This window comes from Mixta intestinalis (assembly GCF_009914055.1).
In the GTDB taxonomy this organism is placed as follows: domain Bacteria; phylum Pseudomonadota; class Gammaproteobacteria; order Enterobacterales; family Enterobacteriaceae; genus Mixta; species Mixta intestinalis.
In genome coordinates this window covers 4,189,308-4,215,179 of record NZ_CP028271.1, presented here as the reverse complement: position 1 = coordinate 4,215,179, position 25,872 = coordinate 4,189,308, and the positions used below count along the sequence as shown (strand labels likewise).

25 protein-coding genes and 2 pseudogenes are annotated in these 25,872 nt (G+C 54.7%); 11 read left to right on the top strand and 16 right to left on the bottom strand.

What is annotated here, in order from left to right; translation table 11 throughout:
• Nucleotides 1-257 precede the first annotated feature (257 nt).
• The gene (locus tag C7M51_RS19485) at nt 258-476 is read left to right on the top strand and encodes a protein SlyX (protein ID WP_160623179.1); all 219 of its coding nucleotides are present in this window, start codon (nt 258-260) and stop codon (nt 474-476) included.
• Nucleotides 477-546: 70 nt separating this feature from the next.
• Here the strand turns inward: C7M51_RS19485 and slyD are convergent, their stop codons facing one another.
• The 4 genes and pseudogenes from slyD to kefG all read right to left on the bottom strand — a co-directional run bounded on the left by slyD (nt 547) and on the right by kefG (nt 3,906).
• Entirely contained in the window at nt 547-1,116 is a 570-nt protein-coding gene (gene slyD, locus C7M51_RS19480; RefSeq protein ID WP_160623178.1) for a peptidylprolyl isomerase, read from the bottom strand.
• Nucleotides 1,117-1,311: 195 nt separating this feature from the next.
• Nucleotides 1,312-1,506, bottom strand: coding sequence for a YheV family putative zinc ribbon protein (locus C7M51_RS19475; RefSeq protein WP_160623177.1), 195 nt, complete (start codon nt 1,504-1,506; stop codon nt 1,312-1,314).
• 44 nt (nt 1,507-1,550) lie between these two features.
• Nucleotides 1,551-3,352 (bottom strand): annotated as a pseudogene (gene kefB, locus C7M51_RS19470) (glutathione-regulated potassium-efflux system protein KefB).
• A pseudogene (kefG, locus tag C7M51_RS19465) lies at nt 3,353-3,906 on the bottom strand (glutathione-regulated potassium-efflux system ancillary protein KefG).
• Nucleotides 3,907-4,029: 123 nt separating this feature from the next.
• Between kefG and C7M51_RS19460 the strand changes: the two are divergent.
• Entirely contained in the window at nt 4,030-5,934 is a 1,905-nt protein-coding gene (locus C7M51_RS19460) for an ABC transporter ATP-binding protein (RefSeq protein ID WP_160623176.1), read from the top strand.
• 122 nt (nt 5,935-6,056) lie between these two features.
• Here C7M51_RS19460 and tauD read toward each other — a convergent pair whose 3' ends face one another.
• From tauD to tauA, 4 genes are read right to left on the bottom strand one after another with little or no spacing between them, the layout of a single operon-like run.
• Nucleotides 6,057-6,908 (bottom strand): taurine dioxygenase, encoded by an 852-nt coding sequence (gene tauD / locus C7M51_RS19455; RefSeq protein ID WP_160623175.1) that lies wholly within the window; start codon nt 6,906-6,908, stop codon nt 6,057-6,059.
• A complete protein-coding gene (gene tauC / locus C7M51_RS19450; protein WP_160623174.1) occupies nt 6,905-7,732 on the bottom strand; it encodes a taurine ABC transporter permease TauC in 828 nt (275 codons plus the stop codon). Before tauC ends, tauD begins: the two co-directional genes overlap by 4 nt.
• Nucleotides 7,729-8,496 (bottom strand): taurine ABC transporter ATP-binding subunit, encoded by a 768-nt coding sequence (gene tauB, locus C7M51_RS19445; protein ID WP_160623173.1) that lies wholly within the window; start codon nt 8,494-8,496, stop codon nt 7,729-7,731. The genes tauC and tauB overlap by 4 nt, the downstream gene beginning before the upstream one ends.
• 11 nt (nt 8,497-8,507) lie before the next feature.
• Entirely contained in the window at nt 8,508-9,485 is a 978-nt protein-coding gene (gene tauA, locus C7M51_RS19440; RefSeq protein WP_160623714.1) for a taurine ABC transporter substrate-binding protein, read from the bottom strand.
• Nucleotides 9,486-9,725: 240 nt separating this feature from the next.
• Between tauA and C7M51_RS19435 the strand changes: the two genes are divergently transcribed.
• The gene (locus C7M51_RS19435; RefSeq protein WP_160623172.1) at nt 9,726-10,721 is read left to right on the top strand and encodes a LacI family DNA-binding transcriptional regulator; all 996 of its coding nucleotides are present in this window, start codon (nt 9,726-9,728) and stop codon (nt 10,719-10,721) included.
• Here C7M51_RS19435 and C7M51_RS19430 read toward each other — a convergent pair.
• Nucleotides 10,707-11,309 (bottom strand): LysE family translocator, encoded by a 603-nt coding sequence (locus C7M51_RS19430; RefSeq protein ID WP_160623171.1) that lies wholly within the window; start codon nt 11,307-11,309, stop codon nt 10,707-10,709. The two genes, C7M51_RS19435 and C7M51_RS19430, sit on opposite strands and share 15 nt — an antisense overlap.
• Before the next feature lie 80 nt (nt 11,310-11,389).
• Here C7M51_RS19430 and C7M51_RS19425 point away from each other — a divergent pair, with 80 nt between their 5' ends.
• The 3 genes from C7M51_RS19425 to C7M51_RS19415 all read left to right on the top strand — a co-directional run bounded on the left by C7M51_RS19425 (nt 11,390) and on the right by C7M51_RS19415 (nt 13,603).
• Nucleotides 11,390-12,382 (top strand): hydrolase, encoded by a 993-nt coding sequence (locus tag C7M51_RS19425; protein WP_160623713.1) that lies wholly within the window; start codon nt 11,390-11,392, stop codon nt 12,380-12,382.
• 3 nt (nt 12,383-12,385) lie between these two features.
• On the top strand, nt 12,386-12,604 hold the full coding sequence (locus C7M51_RS19420; protein WP_160623170.1) for a YheU family protein: 219 nt from the start codon (nt 12,386-12,388) through the stop codon (nt 12,602-12,604).
• Between the two features lie 129 nt (nt 12,605-12,733).
• Nucleotides 12,734-13,603 (top strand): phosphoribulokinase, encoded by an 870-nt coding sequence (locus C7M51_RS19415; RefSeq protein ID WP_141176461.1) that lies wholly within the window; start codon nt 12,734-12,736, stop codon nt 13,601-13,603.
• 5 nt (nt 13,604-13,608) lie between these two features.
• Here C7M51_RS19415 and C7M51_RS19410 read toward each other — a convergent pair whose 3' ends face one another.
• The gene (locus C7M51_RS19410; protein ID WP_160623169.1) at nt 13,609-14,016 is read right to left on the bottom strand and encodes an OsmC family protein; all 408 of its coding nucleotides are present in this window, start codon (nt 14,014-14,016) and stop codon (nt 13,609-13,611) included.
• A gap of 298 nt (nt 14,017-14,314) precedes the next feature.
• On the opposite strand from C7M51_RS19410, the gene crp reads away from it, so the two are divergent.
• Both crp and C7M51_RS19400 read left to right on the top strand, forming a co-directional pair.
• Complete coding sequence (gene crp, locus C7M51_RS19405; RefSeq protein WP_013510795.1) at nt 14,315-14,947, top strand: cAMP-activated global transcriptional regulator CRP; 633 nt, start codon at nt 14,315-14,317, stop codon at nt 14,945-14,947.
• Nucleotides 14,948-15,009: 62 nt separating this feature from the next.
• On the top strand, nt 15,010-17,088 hold the full coding sequence (locus C7M51_RS19400; RefSeq protein ID WP_160623168.1) for a YccS/YhfK family putative transporter: 2,079 nt from the start codon (nt 15,010-15,012) through the stop codon (nt 17,086-17,088).
• 27 nt (nt 17,089-17,115) lie between these two features.
• On the opposite strand, the gene argD is transcribed toward C7M51_RS19400, so the two are convergent.
• The 5 genes from argD to ppiA form a co-directional block, all read right to left on the bottom strand.
• A complete protein-coding gene (gene argD, locus C7M51_RS19395) occupies nt 17,116-18,339 on the bottom strand; it encodes a bifunctional acetylornithine/succinyldiaminopimelate transaminase (RefSeq protein WP_160623167.1) in 1,224 nt (407 codons plus the stop codon).
• Nucleotides 18,340-18,405: 66 nt separating this feature from the next.
• Nucleotides 18,406-19,017 carry an aminodeoxychorismate synthase component II gene (locus tag C7M51_RS19390; protein WP_160623166.1) on the bottom strand — a complete coding sequence of 204 codons (612 nt, stop codon included), beginning with the start codon at nt 19,015-19,017 and terminating at the stop codon, nt 18,406-18,408.
• Between the two features lie 41 nt (nt 19,018-19,058).
• Nucleotides 19,059-19,652, bottom strand: a complete 594-nt coding sequence (locus tag C7M51_RS19385; protein WP_160623165.1) for a putative adenosine monophosphate-protein transferase Fic — start codon at nt 19,650-19,652, stop codon at nt 19,059-19,061.
• Entirely contained in the window at nt 19,642-19,812 is a 171-nt protein-coding gene (locus tag C7M51_RS19380; protein ID WP_160623164.1) for a YhfG family protein, read from the bottom strand. Before C7M51_RS19380 ends, C7M51_RS19385 begins: the two co-directional genes overlap by 11 nt.
• Nucleotides 19,813-19,909: 97 nt before the next feature.
• The gene (ppiA, locus tag C7M51_RS19375; RefSeq protein ID WP_160623163.1) at nt 19,910-20,482 is read right to left on the bottom strand and encodes a peptidylprolyl isomerase A; all 573 of its coding nucleotides are present in this window, start codon (nt 20,480-20,482) and stop codon (nt 19,910-19,912) included.
• 275 nt (nt 20,483-20,757) lie between these two features.
• On the opposite strand from ppiA, the gene tsgA reads away from it, so the two are divergent.
• Nucleotides 20,758-21,939, top strand: a complete 1,182-nt coding sequence (gene tsgA, locus C7M51_RS19370) for an MFS transporter TsgA (protein ID WP_160623162.1) — start codon at nt 20,758-20,760, stop codon at nt 21,937-21,939.
• Nucleotides 21,940-22,008: 69 nt separating this feature from the next.
• Here tsgA and C7M51_RS19365 read toward each other — a convergent pair whose 3' ends face one another.
• Nucleotides 22,009-22,518: an Hcp family type VI secretion system effector gene (locus C7M51_RS19365; protein WP_160623161.1), complete on the bottom strand. Its 510-nt coding sequence runs from the start codon at nt 22,516-22,518 to the stop codon at nt 22,009-22,011.
• 441 nt (nt 22,519-22,959) lie between these two features.
• On the opposite strand from C7M51_RS19365, the gene nirB reads away from it, so the two are divergent.
• Together nirB and nirD are read left to right on the top strand one after the other, a co-directional pair.
• Complete coding sequence (gene nirB / locus C7M51_RS19360) at nt 22,960-25,503, top strand: nitrite reductase large subunit NirB (RefSeq protein ID WP_160623160.1); 2,544 nt, start codon at nt 22,960-22,962, stop codon at nt 25,501-25,503.
• Nucleotides 25,500-25,829, top strand: coding sequence for a nitrite reductase small subunit NirD (gene nirD / locus C7M51_RS19355; RefSeq protein ID WP_160623159.1), 330 nt, complete (start codon nt 25,500-25,502; stop codon nt 25,827-25,829). The genes nirB and nirD overlap by 4 nt, the downstream gene beginning before the upstream one ends.
• Nucleotides 25,830-25,872 lie beyond the last annotated feature (43 nt).

The following is a 25,872-nucleotide window of genomic DNA, read 5'->3' as shown; positions in this document are numbered from 1 at the left end:
ACCGAAGCCTCTCACCCCGGCGATCGTTGCAGGCCATTAAGCCAGTACTATTACTGTGCGGAACAAATTACCATGCCCGCCCGGCAAACTTAAGTGTACTTCCGACCCTTTTTATGTCGGGAAGTTTCAGGTGATGTGACGCCAAAGCTGTGCTTTTTCAACCGTCGCAGGCAAAATCTCATTATCAGGCAACGGTGCGCACTTTTCTACAGAGATCTCATTCGGAACGCCGGGCGCACGCAACAGGAGGAACGCTTATGCAGCAAGATAAGTTTGAACAGCGGTTAGAGCTGCTGGAAAGCAAGCTGGCTTTTCAGGAACAAACGATTGAAGATTTAAACCAAACGGTCGTGCAGCACGAAATGGAAATGGCCAAAATGCGCGAACAGATACGTTTACTGACTGATAAGTTAAAGGCTGCGGCCCCGTCGCTGATGGCGCATCCGTCGGAAGAGACGCCACCGCCACACTACTGACCAGGCAATAAAAAAAGCACCGGCTGTTCGGTGCTTTTCTTCAGTAATCATTTCATCGTGCGGTGAGTGATTAGTGTTGACAGCCGCAGCCACCGTGTCCACCACCACCGCAGCAGCCATTTTTACCGCCGTGGCTGTGACCATGGTCGTGATCGTGGTCATGATGGTGATCGTGTTCGCCGTGAACGTGACCGTGGGCCAGCTCTTCCGGAGTCGCTTCACGAATAGCTACCACTTCTACATGGAAGTTCAGGTTCTGACCAGCCAGCATGTGGTTTCCATCAACCACTACATGATCGTCTTCCACTTCGGTGATTTCAACCGGTACCGGACCCTGGTCAGTTTCTGCCAGGAAGCGCATGCCAACCTGCAGTTCGTCTACGCCCATAAAGACATCTTTCGGTACGCGCTGAACCAGATTGTCGTCATACTGGCCGTAAGCGTCATTTGCGGCGATATGCACATCAAACTTGTCACCAATTTCATGATCTTCCAGGGCTTTTTCCAGACCAGAAATCAGGGAACCATGACCGTGCAGATAGTCCAACGGTGCGCTCACCGGAGACTCGTCGACCAATACACCGTCTTCTGTACGTACCTGGTAAGCCAGGCTGACCACCAGGTCTTTTGCTACTTTCATGATAACTCCTAACCGTTGAGAGCTTTGATCCCGACTCATTGGTCTATTTGCGTGCAATAACACCAACCAGAAAGATCCAGATGCTGACCCCTTGCGTCCCATAAGGTTTACGCGCAGGCAATGTTAACAATGCAGATTGTAACGGAATTCATTGCCGCTGTAAGGGTAAGCTTATAAAAAAGCTGAGCTGTGCCACTACTCTGGATGAAAAACGCCGATAACTTGCTCCTGCGCGCGTACCCGATCGCGTACCTGCTTATCCGCTTCGCGCATTTGATGGCCGCATTTCACGCACTCCACCACATCGACATTGTTTTCACGCCACATCGCCAGCGTGTCTTTTTCCTGGCAGTGCGGGCAGGCCGCACCGGCAATAAAACGTTTACGCATTTTTCTTTCCTGTGGTTTCTTGTTACCACCCTTAACGGCGTGGATTATTCAGACTCATCCCAGCCGTCTAACTGGCGTTTCTCTTGCTGCATCTCCCGCTGGAAAATATCTTCCAGTTCGCGTCGCGCTTCACGCGCACGTGATATTTGCGCATTATCCGTCTGGTTTGGCACCAGCTCGCGTAGCATACGCATATCGAGCCGCCGGAAATGTAGCTGCGCACGGTGAGCCTGATGCGGATGCATTCCCAGGCTCATTAATGTCTTTCGGCCCAGCTCCAGCGCGCTGGAGAAGGTTTCACGGGAAAACTGAGCAACGCCCGCCTGCAATAGCTCATGCGCCTCAACGCGCCCGCGCGCGCCAGAATCTGCAGATGGGGAAAATGCTGCTGGCAGAGATGAACGATGTTCATCGTATCTTCCGGTTCATTACAAGTAATCACGATCGATTGTGCGCTGGCGGCACCGGCGGCACGCAGCAGTTCCAGTTCCGTCGCATCCCCATAGTATACTTTATAACCATACTTACGCATTAAACTCACGGCGCTAATATCACGCTCCAGCACCGTAATACGCTTTTTATTTGCCATCAGCAGGCGGCCTATCACCTGACCAAAACGCCCAAAACCGACCACAATCACCTGCGGCTGATCGTCATCAACCCAGGGCTTTTCCGCCTGCTCATCCGTCTCGTTAAAACGGCGCACCAGAATGCGATCCACGCCCTGCATCAGCAGCGGCGTCGTCATCATAGAGAGCGTCACGGTGACCAAAAGCAGCGGCAGCTGATCGCCATGAAACAGTCCCGCAGAGGAGGCGGCAGAAAACAGTACAAAGGCGAACTCACCGCCCTGGCTCAGCACGCCCGCAAACTGCAAACGTTCCGAACTGCGCAGGCCGTAAATTCGTGCCAGCAGGTAAAGCACCAGGGTTTTTACCGCCACCAGCGCCAGCACACCTGTCAATATCGCCAGCAGATGCGTATAGAGTACGCCCAGATTCAACGCCATGCCGACTGAAATAAAGAACAGACCAAGCAATAGCCCTTTAAAAGGCTCGATAGCGATCTCCAGCTCGTGGCGATACTCGCTTTCCGCCAGCAAAATGCCAGAGATAAAGGTACCAAGCGCCATAGAAAGTCCCAGCGCATCCATAAACAGCGCCGAGCTGAGCACCAGCAGTAGCGAAGCGGCGGTAAATACCTCACGCACTCCGGAGGCGGCGATATAGCGAAAACCAGGCCGCAGCAGCAGCCTGCCGCCGATCAGCATCACGGCAAAGGCCAACACCTTCATGCCGATTTTCATCCAGTCGGTATGACCGCTATCGGTGCCCGCCAGCAGCGGTACCAGCGCCAGCGCCGGAATCACCGCCAGATCCTGAAACAGCAGCACCGAAAAGCCAAGCTGCCCCGCTTCGCTGCGATTCATACCTTTATCGCGCATCAGCTGTAACGCCATCGCGGTAGATGACATCGCCAGGCCAATGCCGCCAATAATGGCGGCCTGCCAGGAGAAATCGGTGAGCAACAGCAGCCCGCCCAGCACCGCGGCGCTGAAAATCACCTGGGCAGCGCCAACGCCGAAGATCGATCGCCGCAGCGCCCACAGCTTCGAAGGATTCAGCTCCAGGCCAATCAGGAACATCAGGAATACCACGCCCAGTTCAGAGAAGTGCAGGATCTCCTCAACGTCGCTGATAAATCCCAGCCCCCAGGGACCAATGGCAATGCCCGCCAGCAGATAACCTAATACTGAACCGATACCCAACCGGGCAGCAATCGGCACCGCAACCACCGCAGCGAACAGGTAAACCACGCCCGCCGTTAGTAACGTTTCGCCTTCCATCTATGCCACTCCTGCCGGTAAAGGAGAAGAGAGCCACGCTTCATAAGCCTGGGCGTAGTTTTTCATTATCTCTGGCGGCTGGCGACGCGCCCAGTAGATCACCATCGGCGTCAGCCAGTGCATGCGGCACATCTGCGCCGTCAGCTCAAACGGACGCATTATTTCGTTCATTGAATAGCGGTTGGGGCCATCCTGCTGATAGGCCGCTTCCGGCTCACCGGTGGTGATGATGCTGCGCCAGTTATTTTCCCTCCAGCATGTTGCCGCCCGGCCCACTGGCAAACCCGCGCGACAGCACGCGATCCAGCCACTCTTTTAACAATGCCGGGCAGCTCCAGGTATAAAGGGGATGCTGGAAAACGATAATTTGATGCTCCCCGCAACAGCTGCTGTTCATGGTGAATATCGATAAAAAAATCGGGGTAGTGCGCGTACAGATCATGTACGGTAACGTGCGATAACTGCTGCGCCGGCTGTAGCAAGACTCGATTAGCAATCGAATCCTGTGATTCCGGATGGGCATACAGCAGCAAAACCTTAGGCAGCTGCGACATCTCTCCCCTCCAAATCGTCGTCATGATGCAGGATTTCCGCTACCATGCACGACATAACGGAATCAGTGATTCCAGACTGATTATGATGACAATAAATTAACATATTCTGACAATACGGCGCTTATGATTGTATTCTCCTCGTTACAAATCCGACGTGGTACCCGCGTACTGCTGGACAATGCCACCGCCACCATTAACCCAGGGCAGAAAGTTGGCCTGGTCGGTAAAAACGGCTGCGGTAAATCGACGCTGCTGGCGTTGTTAAAAAACGAACTCAGCGCCGATGCCGGAAGCGTAACCTTTCCCGGCAACTGGTCTCTGGCATGGGTAAACCAGGAAACGCCAGCGCTGCCGGTTGCCGCCATTGAGTATGTTATTGACGGCGATCGTGAATATCGTCAGCTGGAGTCCGAATTACAGCGCGCCAATGAAAAAAATGACGGCAACGCCATTGCGCTGCTGCACGGCAAGCTGGACGCGATTCAGGCATGGAGCATACAGGCGCGCGCTGCCAGCCTGCTTCACGGTTTGGGCTTTAGTCAGGAGCAGCTACAGCGTCCGGTTAGCGATTTTTCCGGCGGCTGGCGAATGCGTCTTAACCTGGCGCAGGCGCTACTCTGCCGCTCCGATCTGCTGCTGCTGGATGAACCGACCAACCACCTCGATCTCGATGCCGTTATCTGGCTGGAACGCTGGCTGAAAAGCTACAGCGGCACGCTAATCCTGATCTCCCACGACCGCGATTTTCTCGATCCGGTGGTGGATAAAATTCTGCATATCGAGCAGCAGAGCCTGTTCGAATATACCGGCAACTACAGTTCCTTCGAGCAACAGCGCGCCGTCAAACTTTCGCAGCAGCAGTCACAATATGAGCATCAGCAGCGCAAAGTGGCGCACCTGCAAAGCTATATCGATCGCTTCCGCGCCAAAGCCAGCAAGGCGAAACAGGCGCAGAGCCGCATCAAAATGCTGGAGCGCATGGAGCTAATCTCACCGGCGCACGTCGATAATCCCTTTAGCTTCAGCTTTCGTGAGCCGGAAAGCCTGCCGAATCCGCTGCTGAATATGGAGAAAGTCAGCGCGGGCTACGGCGAACGGATCGTTCTGGATTCGATCAAGCTCAACCTGGTGCCCGGATCGCGCATCGGCCTGTTGGGCCGCAACGGTGCCGGTAAATCAACATTGATCAAACTGCTGGCGGGCGAGCTGGCACCGCAAAAAGGCGAAATCGGCCTCGCCAAAGGCGTACAGCTTGGTTATTTCGCCCAGCATCAGCTGGAATATTTGCGCGCGGACGAATCGCCTTTACAGCACCTGGCGCGTCAGGCACCCAAGCTGCCGGAACAGCAGCTGCGCGATTATCTCGGTGGCTTCGGCTTCCAGGGCGACAAAGTTACCGAACCGACGGTACGTTTTTCCGGTGGCGAGAAAGCGCGCCTGGTGCTGGCACTGGTTGTCTGGCAGCGCCCTAACCTGTTGCTGCTGGATGAACCGACTAACCACCTCGATCTCGATATGCGTCAGGCGTTAACCGAAGCGCTGATCGATTTTGAAGGCGCACTGGTGGTGGTATCGCACGATCGTCACCTGCTGCGATCCACCACTGACGATCTCTATCTGGTGCATGACGGTAAGGTTGAAGCTTTCGCTGGCGATCTGGACGACTATCAGCAGTGGCTCAGCGAACAGCAAAAACAGCAGGCGCAACAGGAGAGCGAGCCGAAACAGGAGAGCGGCAACAGCGCGCAGGCACGTAAAGATCAGAAGCGGCGCGAAGCGGAACTGCGGGCGCAAACTCAGCCGCTGCGTAAACAGATCGAAAAGCTGGAAAAAGAGATGGAGAAACTCAATACCCAGCTGGCGGAGGCGGAAGCGAAGCTGGCCGACTCGGCCATATACGATCCGGCCCGTAAAGCTGACCTGACCGCTGCGCTCCAGCAGCAGGCCACGACGAAATCTGCGCTGGAAGATCGGGAAATAGCCTGGCTGGATGCCCAGGAACAGCTGGAAGCGATGCTTGCCTCCTGACATCCGACCGTTGCAAACGGCAGCGGCCCATAAGCGGGCCGCTGTTATCGATACGCAATCATAACGCTCTGTTAGTTCTGTTTTTCAACCGATTATTCATCCCTTCGTCTTAATTGCCTTACCTAATCTGCGCGATAAAACGGCTTATCACCAAGAATGGTGGCGCGGTGCATAATGCGCCTTGTCGGTAAATAATCCGCATTGGCGTAATGCTGCGTTACCCGGTTATCCCAGATTGCCACATCATTTGCCCGCCAGCGCCAGCGCACCTGAAATTCCGGTTTATTAATATGGGCAAACAGGAAACTGAGCAGCGCCTCGCTCTCCTTCGGCGCAAGATCGACAATGCGCGTGGTAAAGCCTTCATTAACAAATAGCGCCTGCTTTCCGCTGACCGGATGAGTACGTACAACCGGATGCAGCAGCGGCGGATGGTTAACTGCCGCCTGTTGCCAGCGCGCATGCTGTTCCGGCGTATCGCGGTGCTTATGTTCCGGGAACGATTTAGTGAAGCTATGCTCCGCCTGTAGGCCACTCAGCAACCGACGCAGCGGCGGTGACAGCGCCTCAAAAGCAGCAATACCGCTGGCCCATAGCGTATCACCACCCTGTTCCGGTACCTGCTTCGCCGCCAGAATCGCACCGGCTGGTGGCGTGGCGATGAAGGTGACATCGGTATGCCAGTTATCGTTATCCGGCGGATTGCCGTTATGGGTATCCAGTACAATAATTTCTTCCACGTCCTCGGCATGCGGATAAACCGGATGAATGTGCAGATCGCCGAAGCGCGCTGCCAGCACCCGCTGCTGCACCGGCGTTAATGGCTGTTCGCGCAGAAACAGCACCTGATGCCGGATCAGCGCGTGCCAAAGCTGTTCGAACTGCGCATCGTTAAGCGGGCGAGAAAGCTCGAGGTTATCAATCTGCGCGCCGATATGCGGCCCCAGCGCGGTAATCGTCAGACGTTCGTTCATTGCTGTTCTCCATGCCAGGGCGTCAGCCGACGCTGTAGCGTCCGCAGGCCCAGTTCTAAACCGAATGCGATTAACGCAATCACCAGGATGCCCGCCAACACCACATCCGTGGCGAGAAACTCACCGGCAGACTGCACCATAAAGCCCAATCCGCGCGTAGCGGCAATCAGCTCAGCCGCCACCAGCGTTGACCAGCCAACGCCAAGTCCGATACGCAGGCCGGTTAAAATCTCCGGCAACGCGCCGGGCAGAATCACGAAGCGCAGCAGCTGCCAGCGGCTGGCACCTAACGATTGCGCAGCGCGCAGTCGCACCTGCTGAGCGCTTTTTACTCCCTGTAGCGTAGCGAGCGTCACCGGCGCGAAAATCGCCAGATAAATCAGCAGTATCTTTGAGGTTTCACCGATGCCGAACCAGATCACCATCAGCGGCAGATAGGCCAGCGGCGGCACCGGACGATACAGTTCAATCAGCGGATCGAGGATGCCATGAGCGGTTCTGCTCAACCCCATAGCAATACCGGTTGGTACGCCAATCACTACCGCCGCCAGCAGCGCCAGCAAAATACGCCCCAGACTGGCAGCCAGATGCTGCCACAGCGTGGCGTCCATAAATCCCTGGGCGCTGGCGACAACCCGCAGCTGATGCAACACCTGCTGCGGCGGCGGTAAAAACAGCGGCGCAATCAGATGCAGCGCTGTTACCAGCCACCACAGCGCCAGCACCACTACCAGCGTGGCGACGCTCAGCGTCAGCCGCCGGGAAAGCGGCCAGCGCCAGCGCACACGCGGTACGGTTTGTTTATCAACGGCCTGTATGCTCATGAAAACGCCTCGCGCTGTTGAAATACCCGACTCAGGACATACTCCCGCTGAGCGATAAAAAGAGGATCGGATTTAATCGAACGGCACGATTCACCGGCGGCGAAGCGACGTCCAAAATCGAGCCGCAGTCGCTCGCTGATGCGCCCCGGCCCCGGCGTCAGCAGAATCAGCTCGCTGGCAAGAAACACAGCTTCTTCGATATCGTGGGTAATCAGCAGGATCTGCTTGCCGCTGTCGCGCCACAGCCGTAGTAGTAGCTCCTGCATCTGTTCGCGGGTAAAAGCATCCAGCGCGCCGAAAGGCTCATCCAGCAGCAATAGCGCGGGATCGGCAGCCAGCGCACGGGCGATGCCGACACGCTGTCGCATCCCGCCGGAAAGTTGCCAGATAAAACGTTTTTCCGCGCCCTCCAGCCCGACCTGTTTCAGCTTTTTCGCCGCGATCTCACGGCGCGTTACGCCATCAATGCCCGCCAGCTGTAGGCCAAAAGCGACGTTATCCAACACGTTGCGCCAGGGCAGCAGTCCTTCATGCTGAAACACTACGCCACGCTCTGCGCCAGGCCCGGTAACCGGTTTCCCCGCCAGGGTGATGCTGCCCTCCTCCAGCGGCAGAAAACCAGCTATCAGGTTCAGCAACGTGGTTTTGCCGCAGCCGGAAGGACCAAGCACTACCGCCAGCTCCCCGGCATCCAGCGTCAGGTTAATATCCTGCAATGCCAGCTGACCGTGATAACGCGCGCTAAGATGTGAAAGCGAAAGCATGGCGGTTCCCCTTACTGTTGCGCCAGCGGGCGTACAAAACGGTCGGTGACGTAGCTGCTGTAGTCCGGCGCTACCTGCGCCACTTTGCCCTGCTGCTGAAGAAACTTCGCCGTATCGCCAATGGCCTTGCTTACCGGCTGGCCGAGCTGCGCAAGCTGCTGTTGAACGCCCAGATAGGTATTGCCCTCCACCAGACCAGGCACCTGATCGACTGACGCTCCGCTCAGGCGAGAGAGCGTGGCCAGATGCTGCGACTGTTGTAGCCACTGCTGCGGATGGTCAAGGTAGGCCTGCTGCGCTGCCAGTGCGCTACGGGCAAAGGCGGTAACAATTTCCGGATGCTGTGCGGCAAAATCTTTACGCACAACCCAGACATCCAGCGTCGGCGCACCCCATTTGCCCACCTGCGCCGAATCGGTCAGCACGCTACCGGTTTTCTCCAGCTCATTAACCGCAGGTGCCCAGACGTAGGCACCATCAATTTCGCCGCGCTGCCAGGCGGCAATAATGGCGGGCGGCTGTAGGTTAATAATTTTCAGCTGGTTAGGACTAATGCCCCAATGCTTCAGCGCTGCCAGCAGGCTGTAATGGGTAGTGGAAATAAACGGCACCGCGATACGTTTGCCAATTAAATCCTGCGGCGAGGTGATTTTCTTATTCACCACCAGCGCCTCTGAATTGCCCAGCTGCGAAGCAAGCAGGAAAACTTCAATCGGCAATTGCTGACTTGCTGCAACCGCCAGGGGACTGGATCCAATATTGCCAATCTGTACATCACCAGAGGCGAGTGCACGTACTACACTGGATCCACTATCGAATTTACGCCACTCAACATGCGCACCGCTTTCCCTGGCAAAGGTGTTATCTGCCTGCGCCACCTTTGCTGGTTCCGCCGAGGTTTGCCAGGCGACGGTAACGTCAACCGCCTGCGCCTGTTCCGCTACCAGCAATAAAGTGGTCGCCATTACTAAAATTCGCGTAAGACTCATCATTGTTGCGTTCCGCCCGTTGTTATTATCGTCATGGCTACGTTGTAACTGAGATGTGAACGCAAGCTGAAGTAATTAAAAATTATGTTTAATCACTAATAATACTTAGAAAAGATACCGATATATTTATCTGGAATTCGCAAATGTGGAATTTATGAAATGATAAGGGGTCCTAAATTAACTACGTTTTATCGCGACGTTTTTCAGGCCATCTGTTAAGAGTTTGTCAGAGGGTTTTTCATGTCGATTGAGAAAGTAGCCCGTCTTGCGGGTGTTTCTACCGCAACCGTTTCACGCGTGCTGAACGGTTATTCGGGCGTTCGGCCTGCAACCCGTGAGCGTGTGCTGGCCGCTATCGCCGCCAGTCAGTACCAGCCCAATCTGCTGGCGCGCCAGCTGCGCACCTCGCAAAGCCGTATGCTGCTGGTGCTGGTCTCCAATATCATTAATCCTTTTTGTTCGCACGTGGTGCGTGGCATTGAGGCAGAAGCGGAAGCGCATGGCTACCATATTTTACTTTGCAACTCCGATTCCCAACCCCAGCGCGAATCTGCTTATCTGGCGTTGCTGAGCGGTAAAGTGGTTGATGGCGTGATTACTATGGATGCCGTGACTAACCTGCCCGGCCTGCGGCAGATGATCGGCGATTCCCCCTGGGTACAGTGTGCCGAAGGCAATCCCGATGCCGAAGCGTCTTCAGTCACGATCGATAATCACCAGGCAGGACGCGAGGCGGTAGCGCATCTGGCGCAGCAGGGACGACAACGCATCGCGATGATTAACGGCGATCCGCGCTATCTTTACGCACAACAGCGTGAAATGGGTTACCGGGCAGCGCTTACGGCGCACAATCTAAACTGGGGCGGCGTGGAATACGCCAATGAAGTGGAATGCGAAGCAGGTTACGCGGCTATGGCGCGCCTGCTGGATCGTGGAGATCCACCAGATGCAATCTTTGCCGTCTCGGATGTGCTGGCGGTGGGTGCCATCCACTGTATTCGTCAGCGTCAGCTGCGGGTTCCAGAGGATATCGCGGTGCTGGGTTTTGACGGCCTGCCGTGGAGCGCCATGCTATCGCCACCGCTCAGCACGCTGGAACAGCCGATGCACCAGCTGGGGGTGCGCAGCGTACAGATGCTGCTCCAGCGCATTCGGGACCCACGCGCACCGCGTATTCATGAGCAGCTCTCCTGCCAGCTGATCGTGCGCGCTTCCAGTCAGCTAGTGCCAGATTAACAGCACGCAGGCGGCGGTGAGTGCGCCCATCGCCAGGTTAAAGATTTTCCAGGCACGTCGGCTACGCAGCAAACGTCCTATCAGCGTGCCGAAACCGAGCCAGATAACGCCGGCTACCAGATTAACCAGCGCCATGCCAAAGCTGATCGCCAGTACAGAACCGCGATAGGCCTCGCCCGCCAGGCTAAAGCTGGCAACGGCACCCAGCGCCATCAGCCAGGCTTTTGGATTAACCAGTTGCAGTACGCCTCCCTGCCAGAACGGCATTGGACGCGAGGGAGCCTCGCCCATTTCCAGCTGTTCATAGGCGGCCGTCGCAATCTTCCAGGCAAGCCAGAGCAGATAGAGGCTGCCAGCGATTTTCAGAAACAGATGCAGTGATGGATAAAGCAGGATCAGGCTACCGACGCCAAAGGCAACCAGCAACAACATGAGCTGCATACCCAGCATAATGCCGATCATCAGCGGCATAGAGCGCAAAAAGCCAAAATTGGCCCCAGCGGTAGTCAGTAACATATTATTAGGGCCAGGCGTGATCGCCGCGACCCACAGAAAGCCCAACATTGAAAAAAACAGACTCAGTTCCATGTGGCGGGTGCCCCTCACCCTGTAAAATGGTCAACCTGTCGAAGCTATCAGCGTGCCAGGAAACGTACAAGCCCCAGATGATGAAATTTAATCACGTCCGTGAATATCCTTTTATCCCTATGAAAGGATTACATAATCCTCACCTGCAAACGGTGATGCCGCGCCTGTTCCGCCGCCGCGCGCTGCTGAAGCCACACTGGCAGCGCCTTGATTTGCCTGACGGCGACTTTCTCGATCTCGCGTGGAGTGAGGATCCATCCACGGCGGTCCACAAGCCGCGCGCGGTGTTATTTCACGGTCTGGAGGGCAATTTTAACAGTCCTTACGCGCATGGGCTGTTGCAGGCCTGGCGGCAGCGCGGCTGGCTTGGCGTGGTGATGCATTTTCGCGGTTGCAGCGGCGTGCCCAATCGTCTGGGGCGCATCTACCACTCCGGCGAAACTGAAGATGCCAGCTATTTTCTGCAATGGCTACGTACCACTTTTGGCCCGGTGCCTACTGCCGCCGTCGGCGTCTCGCTGGGCGGCAATATGCTGGCCTGTCTGATGGGTAAACAGGGCGAGGATTGCCTGCTGGATGCAGGCGTAGTGGTTTCCGCACCTCTGATGCTGGAGCCGTGCAGCGCGAAGCTGGAACGGGGTTTCTCGCGCGTCTATCAGCGCTACCTGCTGGGTCAGCTTAAACTCAATGCCAGACGCAAGCTGCACGCCTGGCCCGGCACGCTGCCGATAGATCTGGCGCAGCTTAACGCATTAAAGCGCCTGCGTGATTTTGATGATGCCATTACCGCCCGCGCTCACGGCTTCGCCGACGCCGGTGATTACTATCGGCGCGCCAGCGCCATGCCGCTACTGCCCGGTGTACGTAAACCGCTGCTGATCATCCACGCCAAAGACGATCCTTTTATGACCGACGATGTGATTCCCGATCTGAGCCGGTTACCTGCTAACATTGAGTATCAACTGACGGAATATGGCGGTCACGTCGGCTTTGTCGCTGGCACGCTGCGCCACCCACAAATGTGGCTGGAACAGCGCATTCCGCAATGGCTTTCACCTTATCTGGACAATTAAGCTGTGATAATTCCCTGGCAAGATATTTCCCCGGAAACCTTAGATAACCTGATTGAAGCTTTCGTCCTGCGCGAGGGCACCGACTATGGCGAGCAGGAGCGTTCGCTGGCGGAAAAAGTTGAAGATGTATATCGCCAGCTAAAAAGCGGTGAGGCGGTGCTGGTGTGGTCTGAGCTACATGAAACGGTCAACATCATGCCGCGCGGTCAGTTTCGCGGTTAGCCGGGCGCATACTTCGCTCTGTGCGCCACATCACATTAATACGCTTTCGCCCGGTACGCCTGATGATGACACTTCCGGGCTAAACGTGGTAACAATGCTTATCACCCCGATATCACCCAGAGAGTAGCTATGTCAGCCAGGCATCCCATTATCGCGGTGACCGGCTCCAGCGGAGCGGGAACCACCACTACCAGTCTTGCCTTTCGCAAGATCTTTCAGCAGCTCAATCTGCACGCCGCCGAGCTGGAGGGTGACAGCTTTCACCGCTATACGCGCCCGGAAATGGATATGGCGATCCGCAAGGCACGCGATTTGGGCCGCCACATCAGCTATTTTGGTCCGGAGGCCAATGATTTCGGTCTGCTGGAGCAAACCTTTATCGAATATGGAGCCAGCGGACGCGGTCAGTCACGCAAATATCTGCACACCTATGATGAGGCGGTGCCGTGGAATCAGGTGCCCGGCACTTTTACGCCGTGGCAGCCGCTGCCGGAGCCAACGGACGTCCTGTTCTACGAGGGGCTGCACGGTGGCGTTGTGACTCAACAGCATAACGTTGCAGAACAGGTAGATCTGCTGGTTGGCGTGGTGCCCATCGTTAACCTTGAGTGGATTCAGAAACTGGTGCGCGATACCAGCGAACGCGGACATTCCCGCGAGGCGGTGATGGATTCGGTGGTGCGCTCGATGGAAGATTACATCAACTACATTACGCCGCAGTTCTCCCGCACTCACATTAACTTCCAGCGCGTGCCTACGGTCGATACCTCGAACCCTTTTGCTGCCCGCGCGATTCCTTCGCTGGATGAAAGCTTTGTCGTCATCCACTTTCGCGGACTGGAGAACATCGATTTCCCTTATCTGCTGGCGATGCTACAGGGCTCGTTTATTTCGCATATCAATACGCTGGTAGTACCCGGCGGCAAAATGGGGCTGGCGATGGAATTGATCATGCTGCCGCTGGTACAACGTCTGGTTGAAGGAAAGCAGGTTGCTTAAGGATGTCAGGCAATCTCCATGCATTCGTAGCTGTGGGTAATGGCAACACCCTTACCCAGCATAATCGCTACGGAACAATATTTTTCCGCAGAAAGCTCAACGGCGCGCGCTACCGCTTTGTCACTCAGCCCTTTACCGCTGACGATAAAGTGCAGGTTGATGCGGGTAAATATGCGCGGAGCCTGCTCGTGTCGCTCGGAGGTCAGCCGCACCTCGCAGTCGGTGACCGCGTTTCGGCCTTTTTGCAGGATCGATACTACGTCAACGGCGCTGCAACCGCCCGCTGCCATCAGCACCATTTCCATGGGGCTCGGCGCTTTATCGCCGGAGTTACCATCCATCAGAACCTGATGCCCTGAAGCGGACTCGCCTAAAAAAGTGAGTCCTTCCACCCATTTTACTCGTGCCTGCATATTCATTATTCCCGGGATAATGCCGCTTACTGTCAGCCTACGCTTTCAGCAGCTAAACGGCAATTGTCCGATTCACCTCAAGCTGAAGCGAGACAACAGGAGACACCAGGATAAAGCTGTGCTACAAACAAAGCTGTAATATTTTCGTTCTCAGAAACGAAAACGGGACTTTTTCACGCCCTGGCGCGCCAGAATTGCCCGGATAAATTTCCAACAGAAAACGCTTTACCATTTCAACGCCTGACAGGGAAACTGCCCCCTGTATTTAGGGCACGATTACAACAGAGGATAACAGCGAATGGTTCTCGGCAAACCGCAAACAGACCCTACTCTCGAATGGTTCCTGTCACATTGCCATATCCACAAATATCCATCAAAAAGTACGTTGATTCACCAGGGTGAAAAGGCCGAAACGCTCTATTACATCGTAAAAGGTGCAGTCGCGGTGCTGATCAAGGATGAAGAAGGCAAAGAGATGATCCTCTCCTACCTCAACCAAGGTGATTTCATTGGCGAGCTTGGCCTGTTCGAAGAAGGCCAGGAACGCAGCGCATGGGTACGGGCAAAAACCGCTTGTGAAGTGGCTGAGATTTCCTACAAAAAATTTCGTCAGCTGATTCAGGTGAATCCTGATATCCTGATGCGGCTGTCTGCTCAGATGGCGCGTCGTCTGCAGGTTACCTCGGAGAAAGTGGGCAATTTAGCTTTCCTCGACGTTACGGGCCGCATCGCACAGACGCTGCTTAATCTGGCAAAACAGCCTGATGCCATGACCCACCCGGACGGTATGCAGATCAAAATCACCCGTCAGGAGATCGGCCAGATTGTCGGCTGCTCACGTGAAACGGTGGGACGCATCCTGAAAATGTTGGAGGATCAAAATCTGATCTCCGCTCATGGTAAGACGATTGTCGTTTACGGCACCCGTTAAGCTTAATTGATCGCACGGCGTGGTGCCCTGCATCACGCCGTGTTTATTTTTGTGATGTGGTGATGTGGCGGAGAATTATCTACCATCCTGAAGTGAACTATGCGCTGCGTCAGACGCTGGTGCTCTGTTTGCCGGTGGCGATCGGCTGGCTGTTAGGGGATTTGCAAAAGGGACTGCTGTTTTCGCTGGTGCCCGCCTGCTGCAATATCGCCGGGCTGGATACGCCGCATAAACGCTTCTTCAAACGGCTGATCGTTGGCGGCTCGCTCTTCGCGCTCAGCAGCTTTCTTATTCAGTGGCTCTCGCTGCACCATATTCCGCTGCCCGTCACCCTCTTTACTATGGCTCTGCTGCTGGGCGTTACCGGTGAAATCGGGCCGCTACATGCCCGTCTGCTTCCAGCCTCGCTGATTGCCGCGATTTTCACTCTCGGCCTGGTGGGGCAAATGCCCATCTGGGTGCCGCCGCTGCTCTATATCGCAGGTACTTTCTGGTATGGGCTGTTTAACTGGCTCTGGTTTCGTCTCTGGAAAGAACAGCCGCTGCGTGAAACGCTAAGCCTGCTCTACCGTGAGCTGGCCGACTACTGTGAAGCAAAATATACCCTGCTCACGCAGCTTACCGATCCGGAAAAAGCGCTGCCGCCGCTGCTGGCGCGCCAGCAAAAAGCGGTCGATCTGATCAATACCTGCTATCAGCAAATGCATATGCTGGCCGCCAATCGCGATCACAGCCATCAACGTCTGACGCGCGCCTTTCAGGTCGCGCTCGATCTACAGGAGCACATTTCCGTCAGCCTGCATCAGCCAAAAGAAGTACAGAAGCTGGTAGAGCAGAGCCACGCGGAGGCGGTGATTCGCTGGAACGCACAAACCATCGCTGCCCGATTGCGTGAGCTGGCGGACGATATGCTCTATCACCGTATGCCGCCGCGCTTCAGTATGGAAAAACCGCTGCTGGGCCTGGAAAAAATTGCGCGTCAGCATCCTGAAAATCCGGTTGGTCATTTTTGCTATTACCACTTCAGCCGCATCGCCCGCGTGCTGCGCACGCAGCGCCCACTCTACCGACGTGATTTACTGGCAGACAGGCAGCGACGGCTTCCGTTATTGCCCGCGTTGCGCAGCTACCTCTCCTTAAAATCGGCTGCGCTACGCACCGCCGGACGTTTTGCCGTAATGCTGGTATTCGGTAGCGTGCTGGCGCTGGCGTTTAATGTGCCTAAGCCGTGGTGGATTCTGATGACCATTATGTTCGTCAGCCAGAACGGCTACCGCGCCACGCGCGTGCGTATCCAGCACCGCGCCATCGGCACGCTCGCCGGACTGGCTATCGCCGCCGCTACGCTGCGCTTTTCAGTGCCGGAATCGGTGGTACTGTCGATCATGCTGGTGATTACGCTGGTCAGCTACCTCTTTATCCGCAAGTATTACGGTTGGGCGACGATTGGTTTTACCGTTACCGCAGTTTATTCATTACAGCTGCTGGCGCTCAACGGCGCGCAGTTTCTGCTGCCGCGTCTGATGGATACGCTGGTAGGCTGCTGTATCGCCTTCGGCGGGATGGTGTGGCTGTGGCCGCAGTGGCAGAGCGGGCTGCTACGCCAAAACGCGCATGATGCGCTGGAAGCCGATCAGGAAGCGCTGCGCATGTTGCTGGGCGATGAGCATTCACCACAGAAGCTTGCCTGGCAGCGTGTGCTGGTAAATCAGGCGCACAATGCCCTGTTTAACTCGCTGAATCAGGCAATGCAGGAACCAGCCTTTAACACTCGCTATCTGAACGATATGAAGCTGTGGGTCACCCACAGCCAGTTTATCGTTGAGCATATTAACGCCATGACGATCCTGGCACGTGAACACACGATGCTGACACCGGAGCTGGCCCAACGTTATCTGCAATCCTGTGAAATTGCGCTACAGCGCTGCCAGCAGCGGCTGGAGTATGACGGCCCTGGTCAGGAAACCAATATCCTGGAGAGTCAACACAGCGGTCAGGAGAGCGGTGCGGTCACAATTATGGAACGCCACGTCAGACGCATTCTTGAGCATCTGTCGGTAATGCACACCATCTCTTCGCTTGCCTGGAGCCAGCGGCCACAGCACGGTAAATGGCTGGTACGGCGGCTGCGCAAAGGATAAAAAAGCGCGCCTGCTGGCGCGCCGTGTTCAGCCTGCGTTTAACGCTTTTTCTGCCGCCCTGGCAAAACGCGCCATGCCGTCGCCGATATCCGCCAGCGGAATTACCAGCGAAGGCGCAAAACGGATCACGTCAGTGCCAGCCGTCAGCACCATAACGCCTTCGGTTGCGGCGGCGTGTAAAATGTCACGCGCTTTTCCCTGATACTGCGGTTTTAGCTGCGCGCCAATCAGTAGCCCTTTGCCCCGTACCTCGCTAAACAGCTCCAGTTTGGTGTTGATTGCTTCCAGCGCCTCGATAAAGCGCTGACGCCGCTGCGCCACGCCTTCCAGTACCTGCGGCGTATTAATGATATCCAGCGCCGCTTCTGCTACGGCGCAGGCCAGCGGATTGCCGCCGTAGGTGGTGCCATGCACGCCGGGCGACATCGCTGAGGCGATTTCTTCCGTGGTCAGCATCGCGCTAACCGGGAAGCCGCCGCCCAGCGCTTTCGCCGTGGTAAGAATATCGGGACGAATATCGTAGTGCTCATAAGCGAACAGCTTACCGCTGCGCCCCATCCCGCTCTGTACTTCATCCAGCACCAGCAGCGCCTGATGACGATCGCATAGCTGACGCAGCCCCTGCATAAACGCCTGCGTAGCGGGCAACACCCCTCCTTCGCCCTGAATCGGCTCGACCACCACCGCGCAGGTGTGATCGTCAATTACCGCTTTCACCGCCTCGAGATCGTTAAAGGGCACATGGATAATATCTGCCGGTTTCGGTCCGAAGCCGTCAGAATATTTAGGCTGTCCACCGACAGAAACGGTAAACAGCGTGCGGCCATGAAAAGCATTATGGAAAGCAATAATTTTACTTTTATAGGGAGAGTGGCGCGTAGCGGCATAATAGCGGGCCAGCTTGAAGGCGGCCTCGTTGGCTTCAGCACCGGAGTTAGCGAAGAAAACGCGCTCGGCAAAGGTAGCATTGATCAGTTTGCTGGCCAGACGCAGCGCCGGTTCGTTAGTAAATACGTTGCTGGTATGCCACAGCGTCTCGCCCTGGGTTTTCAACGCCTCCACCAGCGCCGGATGGCAGTGGCCCAGGGCAGTGACGGCGATGCCGCCGGAAAAATCGATATACTCTTTGCCATCGCGATCCCAAACGCGGCTACCTTTTCCTCTGACCGGCACAAACTGCGCTGGTGCATAAACAGGCAAAATCACCTTATCAAACGTCTCACGCGTTACCGTTAATTTGTCTGCTACCATTCGCTACCTCTTCTGCTGAGCCATCAAACCTCAATGAAAAAATAATCAATAAAAGTGCATAATAAGTCAAATGAATTTACCAGTCGCCGCTGCGACTTTCGGCTGACGTAGCAAAAAATTAGCTAATAGCTGGTGCCCCTGCTGGCTGAGAATACTTTCCGGGTGAAACTGCACGCCTTCCACATCCAGCGTGGTATGCCGTAGCCCCATAATTTCGTCAGGCTGGTCATCACGCAAACTCCAGGCGGTGACTTCCAGGCAATCTGGCAGCGTCTCTTTTTCCACAATCAGCGAATGATAACGCGTCACGGTAAGCGGCTGCGCCAGGCCAGCGAACAGGCCACGCTGCTGATGTTTAATAGCGGAGGTTTTACCGTGCATCACCTGACGTGCGCGGATAACACGCGCGCCAAATACCTGTGCCAGCGCCTGATGTCCGAGACATACGCCCAGCACCGGCAGTTTTCCGGCAAAGGCGCGTATGGCATCAAGGGAGATACCTGACTCGTCAGGCGAACAGGGGCCGGGAGAGATAACGAGATGCGTCAACGGCAGCGACTGCATCTCGGCAAGGGAAATTTCATCATTACGGCGCACCAGCACTTCTGCACCCAGCTCGCAGAAATACTGGTAGAGGTTCCAGGTAAAGGAGTCGTAATTATCAATAAGCAGCAGCATTGTTGCTCCGGGTTGGGACAAAACGCTGCCATTCTACGCGCTTACTTCACCTCGCTCACTACGCTGGCAAAGATATTAGTTAGCGCCTGTAAATCACCGCTCACGCTCTCTTTATTCGCTTTCAGCCACGCCTCTCGATCGGTTTTGCTCCAGTCGATATCATATCCGGCGTGAATGATCAGCTGTTCAAAGAACAGACGCTGTGCGCGCCCGTTACCGTCGCGGAACGGATGCAGCATGTTAATTTCACAATAATAGTGCGCCAGCCGCGCAACAAATTGCTCAAACGGCAGATCGGCCAGGCCGTTCTCCTCCTCCAGCGCTTCCATCAGCGCATTGCCCTCTTTTTCAATATATTCAAAGTGGCAAAACGGTGTATCGTCCAGGTAGAGATCGATTTCTCGGATTTCTCCGGCCCAGTCATAAAGATCCTGAAACAGCGTGCGATGAATCAGGCAGAGATAAGGGAAACCAAGATTGCGCGGCCCCAGTTCGATCGTTGCGGCACGCAGCGAGGTGAAAGCGGCTTCCGCTTTTTGCAGTTGGGCAGCATCGTGAATATCGAGGCGGTTGCGCAGCACATCATCGTTTTGCCAGTAGTAAGGATCGCGTTCGGTCATTGCGTTAGCCGCCATATTGCCTCCATAACGTCTGCAGACGTTCTGTGGCCTGCCCGGTATCCAGCGTGACTTCTACAAACATTAAGCCTTCCAGTTTGCTACTGGCCAGAAAATTGGCGTTACGCCGCTGCTGCCACAGCGTGGCTTTCTGCTTTTCGGTCAGTTTTGTTGGCATGCTGCCTCCGGTCAGGGAAAAGATGACCTAAGTATAAGCAGCAAAACGGGGCTCTGCTGGCGGAGGCATAGCCGCCGCGGGCGCGGCGGCATAATGATCAGGGCAGGACTTTAGCGGAAAGGATAACAACGGGCTTGCTGGGAACGTTCTGGTAAGGACCAATATTTTTGGTCGGCACCTGCGAAATTTTATCCGCCACGTCCATACCTTTTACCACTTTACCGAAAACGGCGTAGCCGAAATCGCGCTGGCCGTGATCAAGGAAAGCGTTATCGGTCACATTGATAAAGAACTGGCTGGTCGCGCTGTCTTTTTCTGCGGTACGCGCCATCGCGATAGTGCCACGCGTATTACGCAGGCCATTGTCCGCTTCATTTTTAATCGGGCTGTTGGTAGGCTTCTGCTGCATATCGCTGGTGAAGCCGCCGCCCTGGATCATAAAGCCGGGGATAACGCGGTGAAAAGTTGTATTGTTGTAAAAGCCGCTATTAACGTAATCAACAAAATTCTTAACTGACACCGGCGCTTTTTGATTATTCAGTTCAAGTTCGATATTACCGGCGGAGGTGGTCAGGAGGACATGCGTATCGCCTTGCGCAGCGAAGCCGGGGACAGAAAAAGCAGACAGCGCGATGAGTGCCGCAACCGCTGTCAAAGTACGTTTCACCATGAAATATTCCTTACTGTGGCCACAAAATCCAAACGAAATTGATTGTAAAGAGCATGTAGAGTAAGAGCCAGCGTTTTACCTTTATTTACGTAAACAACGTTTTGGCGCAAACGTTAACTACTGGCAATAAATGGTGATTTAAATCACATTATTGATGAAATCAACAAAGGTTGTTTCATCGCTAGTTTGATCGCAAATAAAATTTCTTTACACTTCTCCCTGACAATCCCCTGTGCTGACTCAGGCAGGTTCCTTTGGCTCAAGGTCCCCCAACTATGACAAATCGTAACCGCATTGGACTGACGTGGATCAGTTTCTTTTCCTATGCGCTCACCGGCGCGCTGGTTATCGTCACCGGGATGGTGTTAGGCGATATCGCTAACTATTTCCAGCTTCCGGTTTCTGAAATGAGCAACACCTTCACTTTTCTTAACACCGGTATCCTGGCGGCAGTCTTTCTTAACGCCTGGCTGATGGAGATTGTGCCGCTGAAGCGCCAGCTGATTTTCGGCTTTGTGCTGATGGTGCTGGCAGTGCTTGGCCTGATGACCAGCCACAGCCTCGCTATTTTCTCCGCCTGTATGTTCGTGCTGGGCGTGGTGAGTGGGATTACGATGTCGATCGGCACCTTCCTGATCACCCATCTTTACGAAGGGCGTCAACGCGGATCGCGTCTGCTGTTTACCGACTCCTTCTTTAGCATGGCCGGTACGATTTTCCCGGTGATCGCCGGTATGCTGCTGGCGCGCCATCTGCCCTGGTATTGGGTTTACGTCTGCATTGGCATCATCTATCTGGCGATCTTCCTGCTGACGCTCACCGTTGAATTTCCGGTGCTGGGTAAAAAACAGCATGATGCACAGCCAGTAGCGAAAGAAAAATGGGGCGTTGGCGTGCTGCTGTTATCCATTGCCGCCCTCTGCTATATCCTCGGACAGCTTGGTTTTATCTCCTGGGTGCCGGAATACGCAACTAAAACCATGGGCATGGATATCAGCGCCGCCGGGCAGCTGGTAGGGAACTTCTGGACCTCTTATATGATCGGGATGTGGGCGTTTAGCTTTATTCTGCGCTTCTTCGATCTGCAACGCATTCTGATGGTGCTGGCCGCGCTGGCGACTCTGCTAATGTACTGGTTCGTCAGCAGCAACGATGCAGCAATGCTGAAGTGGATTATTATCGGCCTGGGCTTCTTCTCCAGCGCGATCTATACCACCATCATTACGCTCGGTTCTCAGCAAACTAAAGTCTCTTCGCCGAAGCTGGTTAACTTTATTCTGACCTGCGGTACTGTAGGCACCATGCTGACCTTCGTGGTCACCGGGCCGATTGTGGCGAAAGGCGGCGCGCACGCGGCGCTGGCAACCGCTAACGGCCTCTACGCCGTGGTATTCGTGATGTGTCTGCTGCTGGGCTTTGTTACGAAGCATCGTCAGAACGGCCACGCCGATCATTAATACTTCCGGGCGGAATATGGTGGTTTCGCCCGATAACCGGCTTATAAGACTAAGCGTACCGCGATCGCGTTACGCTTTATCGCCTTCTTTTATTTCAGGCTGCGGATAGACTGTGCCCGTTTCGTAATCCCATCCCGAACGCGTTTCACTCCCTTTTTCTCCGTTTTCCCCCTGCTTCCAGTGCTGCCAGATATAGCGCGAACCCTGAAATTCATAATTGACCAGCGATCCCTCCATACCAAACCCTCCCTGCATGTAAAGATGCATTGGCTGAACGTTTTCCAGCGTCAGCCGAAAGACTTCGTACGAGTTATCTTCCATGCTCCATGCAGAGAGCACGAGCTCTTTTATCGTCTCTTCGTTTGAGATGAGATTGGCCAGTTCAACGGTTGCCCGATCCAGGCGGCAGCTGACGCTGAGCGGGGAATACGTCGGCTTACCGTGCGCATCTACGGAATAATCACGTAGAAAGCTATAAGAATAATGTTCAACCTCTATCCACCCCTGGTGCAGAGCTTCCCTGCATTCGCCCTCTACGCCATCAATCTTCAGATACATTTTATAGACTTTATCTTCCATCAACTGGCTACCTTTATTTATCAACGATCCGATGAATTTATTTATCGGGCCAGTTTAATCTCTTTTCTGTCGGGCAAAATATGAGCAGACATTAAAGATAAATTGCAATTTAGTTTTTGTTAGCGCAGCACGAAAAGGGGCAAATATTAACGGCGACGGCTTCTTTATCGAAGCGATCGCTGCTGCTTAAGTACACAGTACGCTGGCGCAACTATCACGCCCTTTAAGGATTAGATACGTATACTTAGCTAACACGATTTAGCAACAAATTCGCAACTTGCTATATTTGCTAAGTGTCAGATAATAAACATATTAATAAAATACCCAGCTAATCAAGCACCTACTCACTAAGGAGTATTTTAAGCCTCAATTGATGTATATCAATAAGCAAGCTAATGGTCGCGTTATTGTGGCACCAATTAGCTTAAAATTGAGGCAAAAATGAGCACTGTCAAACTCGCCATCATTGGTAATGGCATGGTTGGCCACCGCTTCATTGAAGAATTAATCGATAAGGCTGAACCGGGCCAGTTCGATATTACCGTCTTCTGTGAAGAGCCCCGTGTGGCTTACGACCGCGTCCATCTCTCCGCATACTTTTCCCATCACACCGTTGAAGAACTGTCGCTGGTGCGTGAAGGCTATTATGAAAAACATGGCATTCACCTCTTGCTGGGCGAACGCGCGATCACGCTTAACCGTAAGGAAAAAGTGATCCACTCCAGCAGCGGCCGCGCCGTGGTGTATGACAAATTAATCATGGCTACCGGCTCTTATCCCTGGATTCCGCCAATCAAAGGCTCCGATGGCCCGGACTGCTTTGTCTACCGTACCATTGAAGATCTCAACGCCATCGAAGAGTGTTCACGCCGCAGTAAAAGCGGTGCGGTGATCGGCGGCGGTCTGCTTGGGCTGGAAGCGGCTGGCGCGCTGAAAAACCTCGGCATTGAAACCCACGTTATCGAATTTGCACCGGTGTTGATGGCTGAACAGCTTGATGCGATGGGCGGTAGCCAGCTGCGTCGTAAAATCGAACAGATGGGCGTACAGGTTCACACCAGCAAAAATACGCAAAATATCGTTCATCACGCGAAAGGTAAAACGCTGGAATTCGCTGATGGCAGTGAGCTAGATGTCGATTTTGTTGTCTTCTCTACCGGTATTCGCGCCCAGGATAAACTGGCACGTCAAAGCGACCTGCCGGTCGGTACACGCGGCGGGATCCTGATTAACGATTTCTGTCAGAGTGCCGATCCGGATATTTATGCCATCGGCGAATGCGCCGCCTGGAATGAAAAAATCTTTGGTCTGGTAGCGCCAGGCTACAAAATGGCGCAGGTCGCCAGCGATCACCTGCTCGGTAGGGAAAATCGCTTTGCCGGTGCTGATATGAGCGCCAAGCTGAAACTGCTGGGCGTGGACGTTGGCGGCATTGGCGATGCGCATGGCCGCACTCCAGGTGCGCGCAGCTATGTTTACCTCAATGAAAAATCGGGCGTCTACAAACGCCTGGTCGTAAGCCAGGATAATAAACATCTGCTGGGCGCGGTACTGGTTGGCGATACCAGCGATTATGGTCAGCTGTTGCAGCTGATGCTGAACCAGGTTGCCCTGCCGGATAATCCTGACAGCCTGATTCTGCCTTCGCACGCGGGCAGTGAAAAACCGGTGCTGGGCGTTGATTCACTGCCGGAAAGCGCGCAGATTTGCTCCTGCTTTGACGTATCCAAAGGCGACATTATTAAAGCGGTAGCGCAAGGCTGTCATACCGTTGCCGCCATCAAAGCGGAAACCCGTGCCGGTACCGGCTGCGGTGGCTGCATACCGTTAATCACTCAGGTACTGAACGCCGAGCTGAGCCGCCAGGGTATTGAAGTCAACAACCACCTGTGCGAACACTTCGCCTGGTCACGTCAGGAGCTTTATCACCTGATCCGTGTTGAAGGTATTAAGACCTTTGATGAGTTGCTGACTAAGTATGGCAAAGGCTACGGCTGCGAAATCTGTAAACCGACTATCGGCTCGCTGCTCGCGTCCTGCTGGAACGACTATATTCTGGAACCGCAGCATACGCCGCTTCAGGAAACCAACGATAGCTTCCTCGGTAATATCCAGAAAGATGGCACCTACTCCGTGATCCCCCGCTCCGCTGGCGGCGAAATCACACCTGAAGGTCTGGTGGTGATTGGGCAGATTGCACGTCAGTACAACCTGTACACCAAAATCACCGGTTCTCAGCGTATCGGCCTGTTTGGCGTACAGAAAGACGATCTGCCCGCTATCTGGAGCAAGCTGATTGATGCTGGTTTTGAAACCGGTCACGCCTATGCCAAAGCGCTGCGCATGGCGAAAACCTGCGTCGGCAGCACCTGGTGCCGTTACGGCGTCGGTGACAGCCTGGGCTTCGGTATCGAACTGGAAAATCGCTACAAAGGCATCCGTACTCCGCATAAAGTTAAATTCGGTGTTTCTGGCTGTACGCGTGAATGTGCCGAAGCGCAAGGCAAAGACGTAGGCATTATCGCCACCGATAAAGGCTGGAACCTCTACGTTTGCGGTAACGGCGGCATGAAACCACGCCATGCCGATCTGCTGGCAGCCGATCTCGACAGAGAAACGCTGTTGCGCTACCTCGATCGCTTTATGATGTTCTACATCCGTACCGCCGATAAACTGCAACGCACCTCTCTGTGGCTGGAAAGCCTTGATGGCGGCATCGACTATCTGCGCAGCATCGTTGTTGATGACAAACTGGGTCTGAATGAACAACTGGAATCCGACATGCAGCAGCTACGCGATCGCGTTATCTGCGAATGGAAGGCCACGCTTGAGCATCCGGAACTGCAGAAACGCTTCGCGCACTTCATCAACAGTTCACAGCGCGACCCGCTGGTGCAAATGGTGGATGTACGTGAACAGCACCGTCCGGCTCGTCCACATGAGCGTATTGAGGTGAAACTGCTTGAAGAGGAGGAACGGGCATGAGCAACTGGCAAGCCGTTTGTAAATTAGAAGATATTTTGCCTGCCACCGGCGTTTGTGCGCTGGTGCAGGGTGAGCAGGTAGCCATCTTCCGTCCACGTGCGGATGAAGAAGTCTACGCTATCAGCAATATCGATCCTTTTGCTCAGGCCAGCGTACTGTCTCGTGGCATTATCGCCGAGCATCAGCAGGAACTGTGGGTCGCCAGCCCGCTGAAAAAACAGCATTTTCGCCTGCGTGACGGCCTCTGTATGGAAGATGCCGAACATTCAGTCCGCAGCTGGCCGGTACGGGTACACGAAGGCCAGGTAGAAGTCGCCTGCGACTAACGCCAGCTTCGTAAAACGTTCCGATCATTCCTGCCCGCGGCGC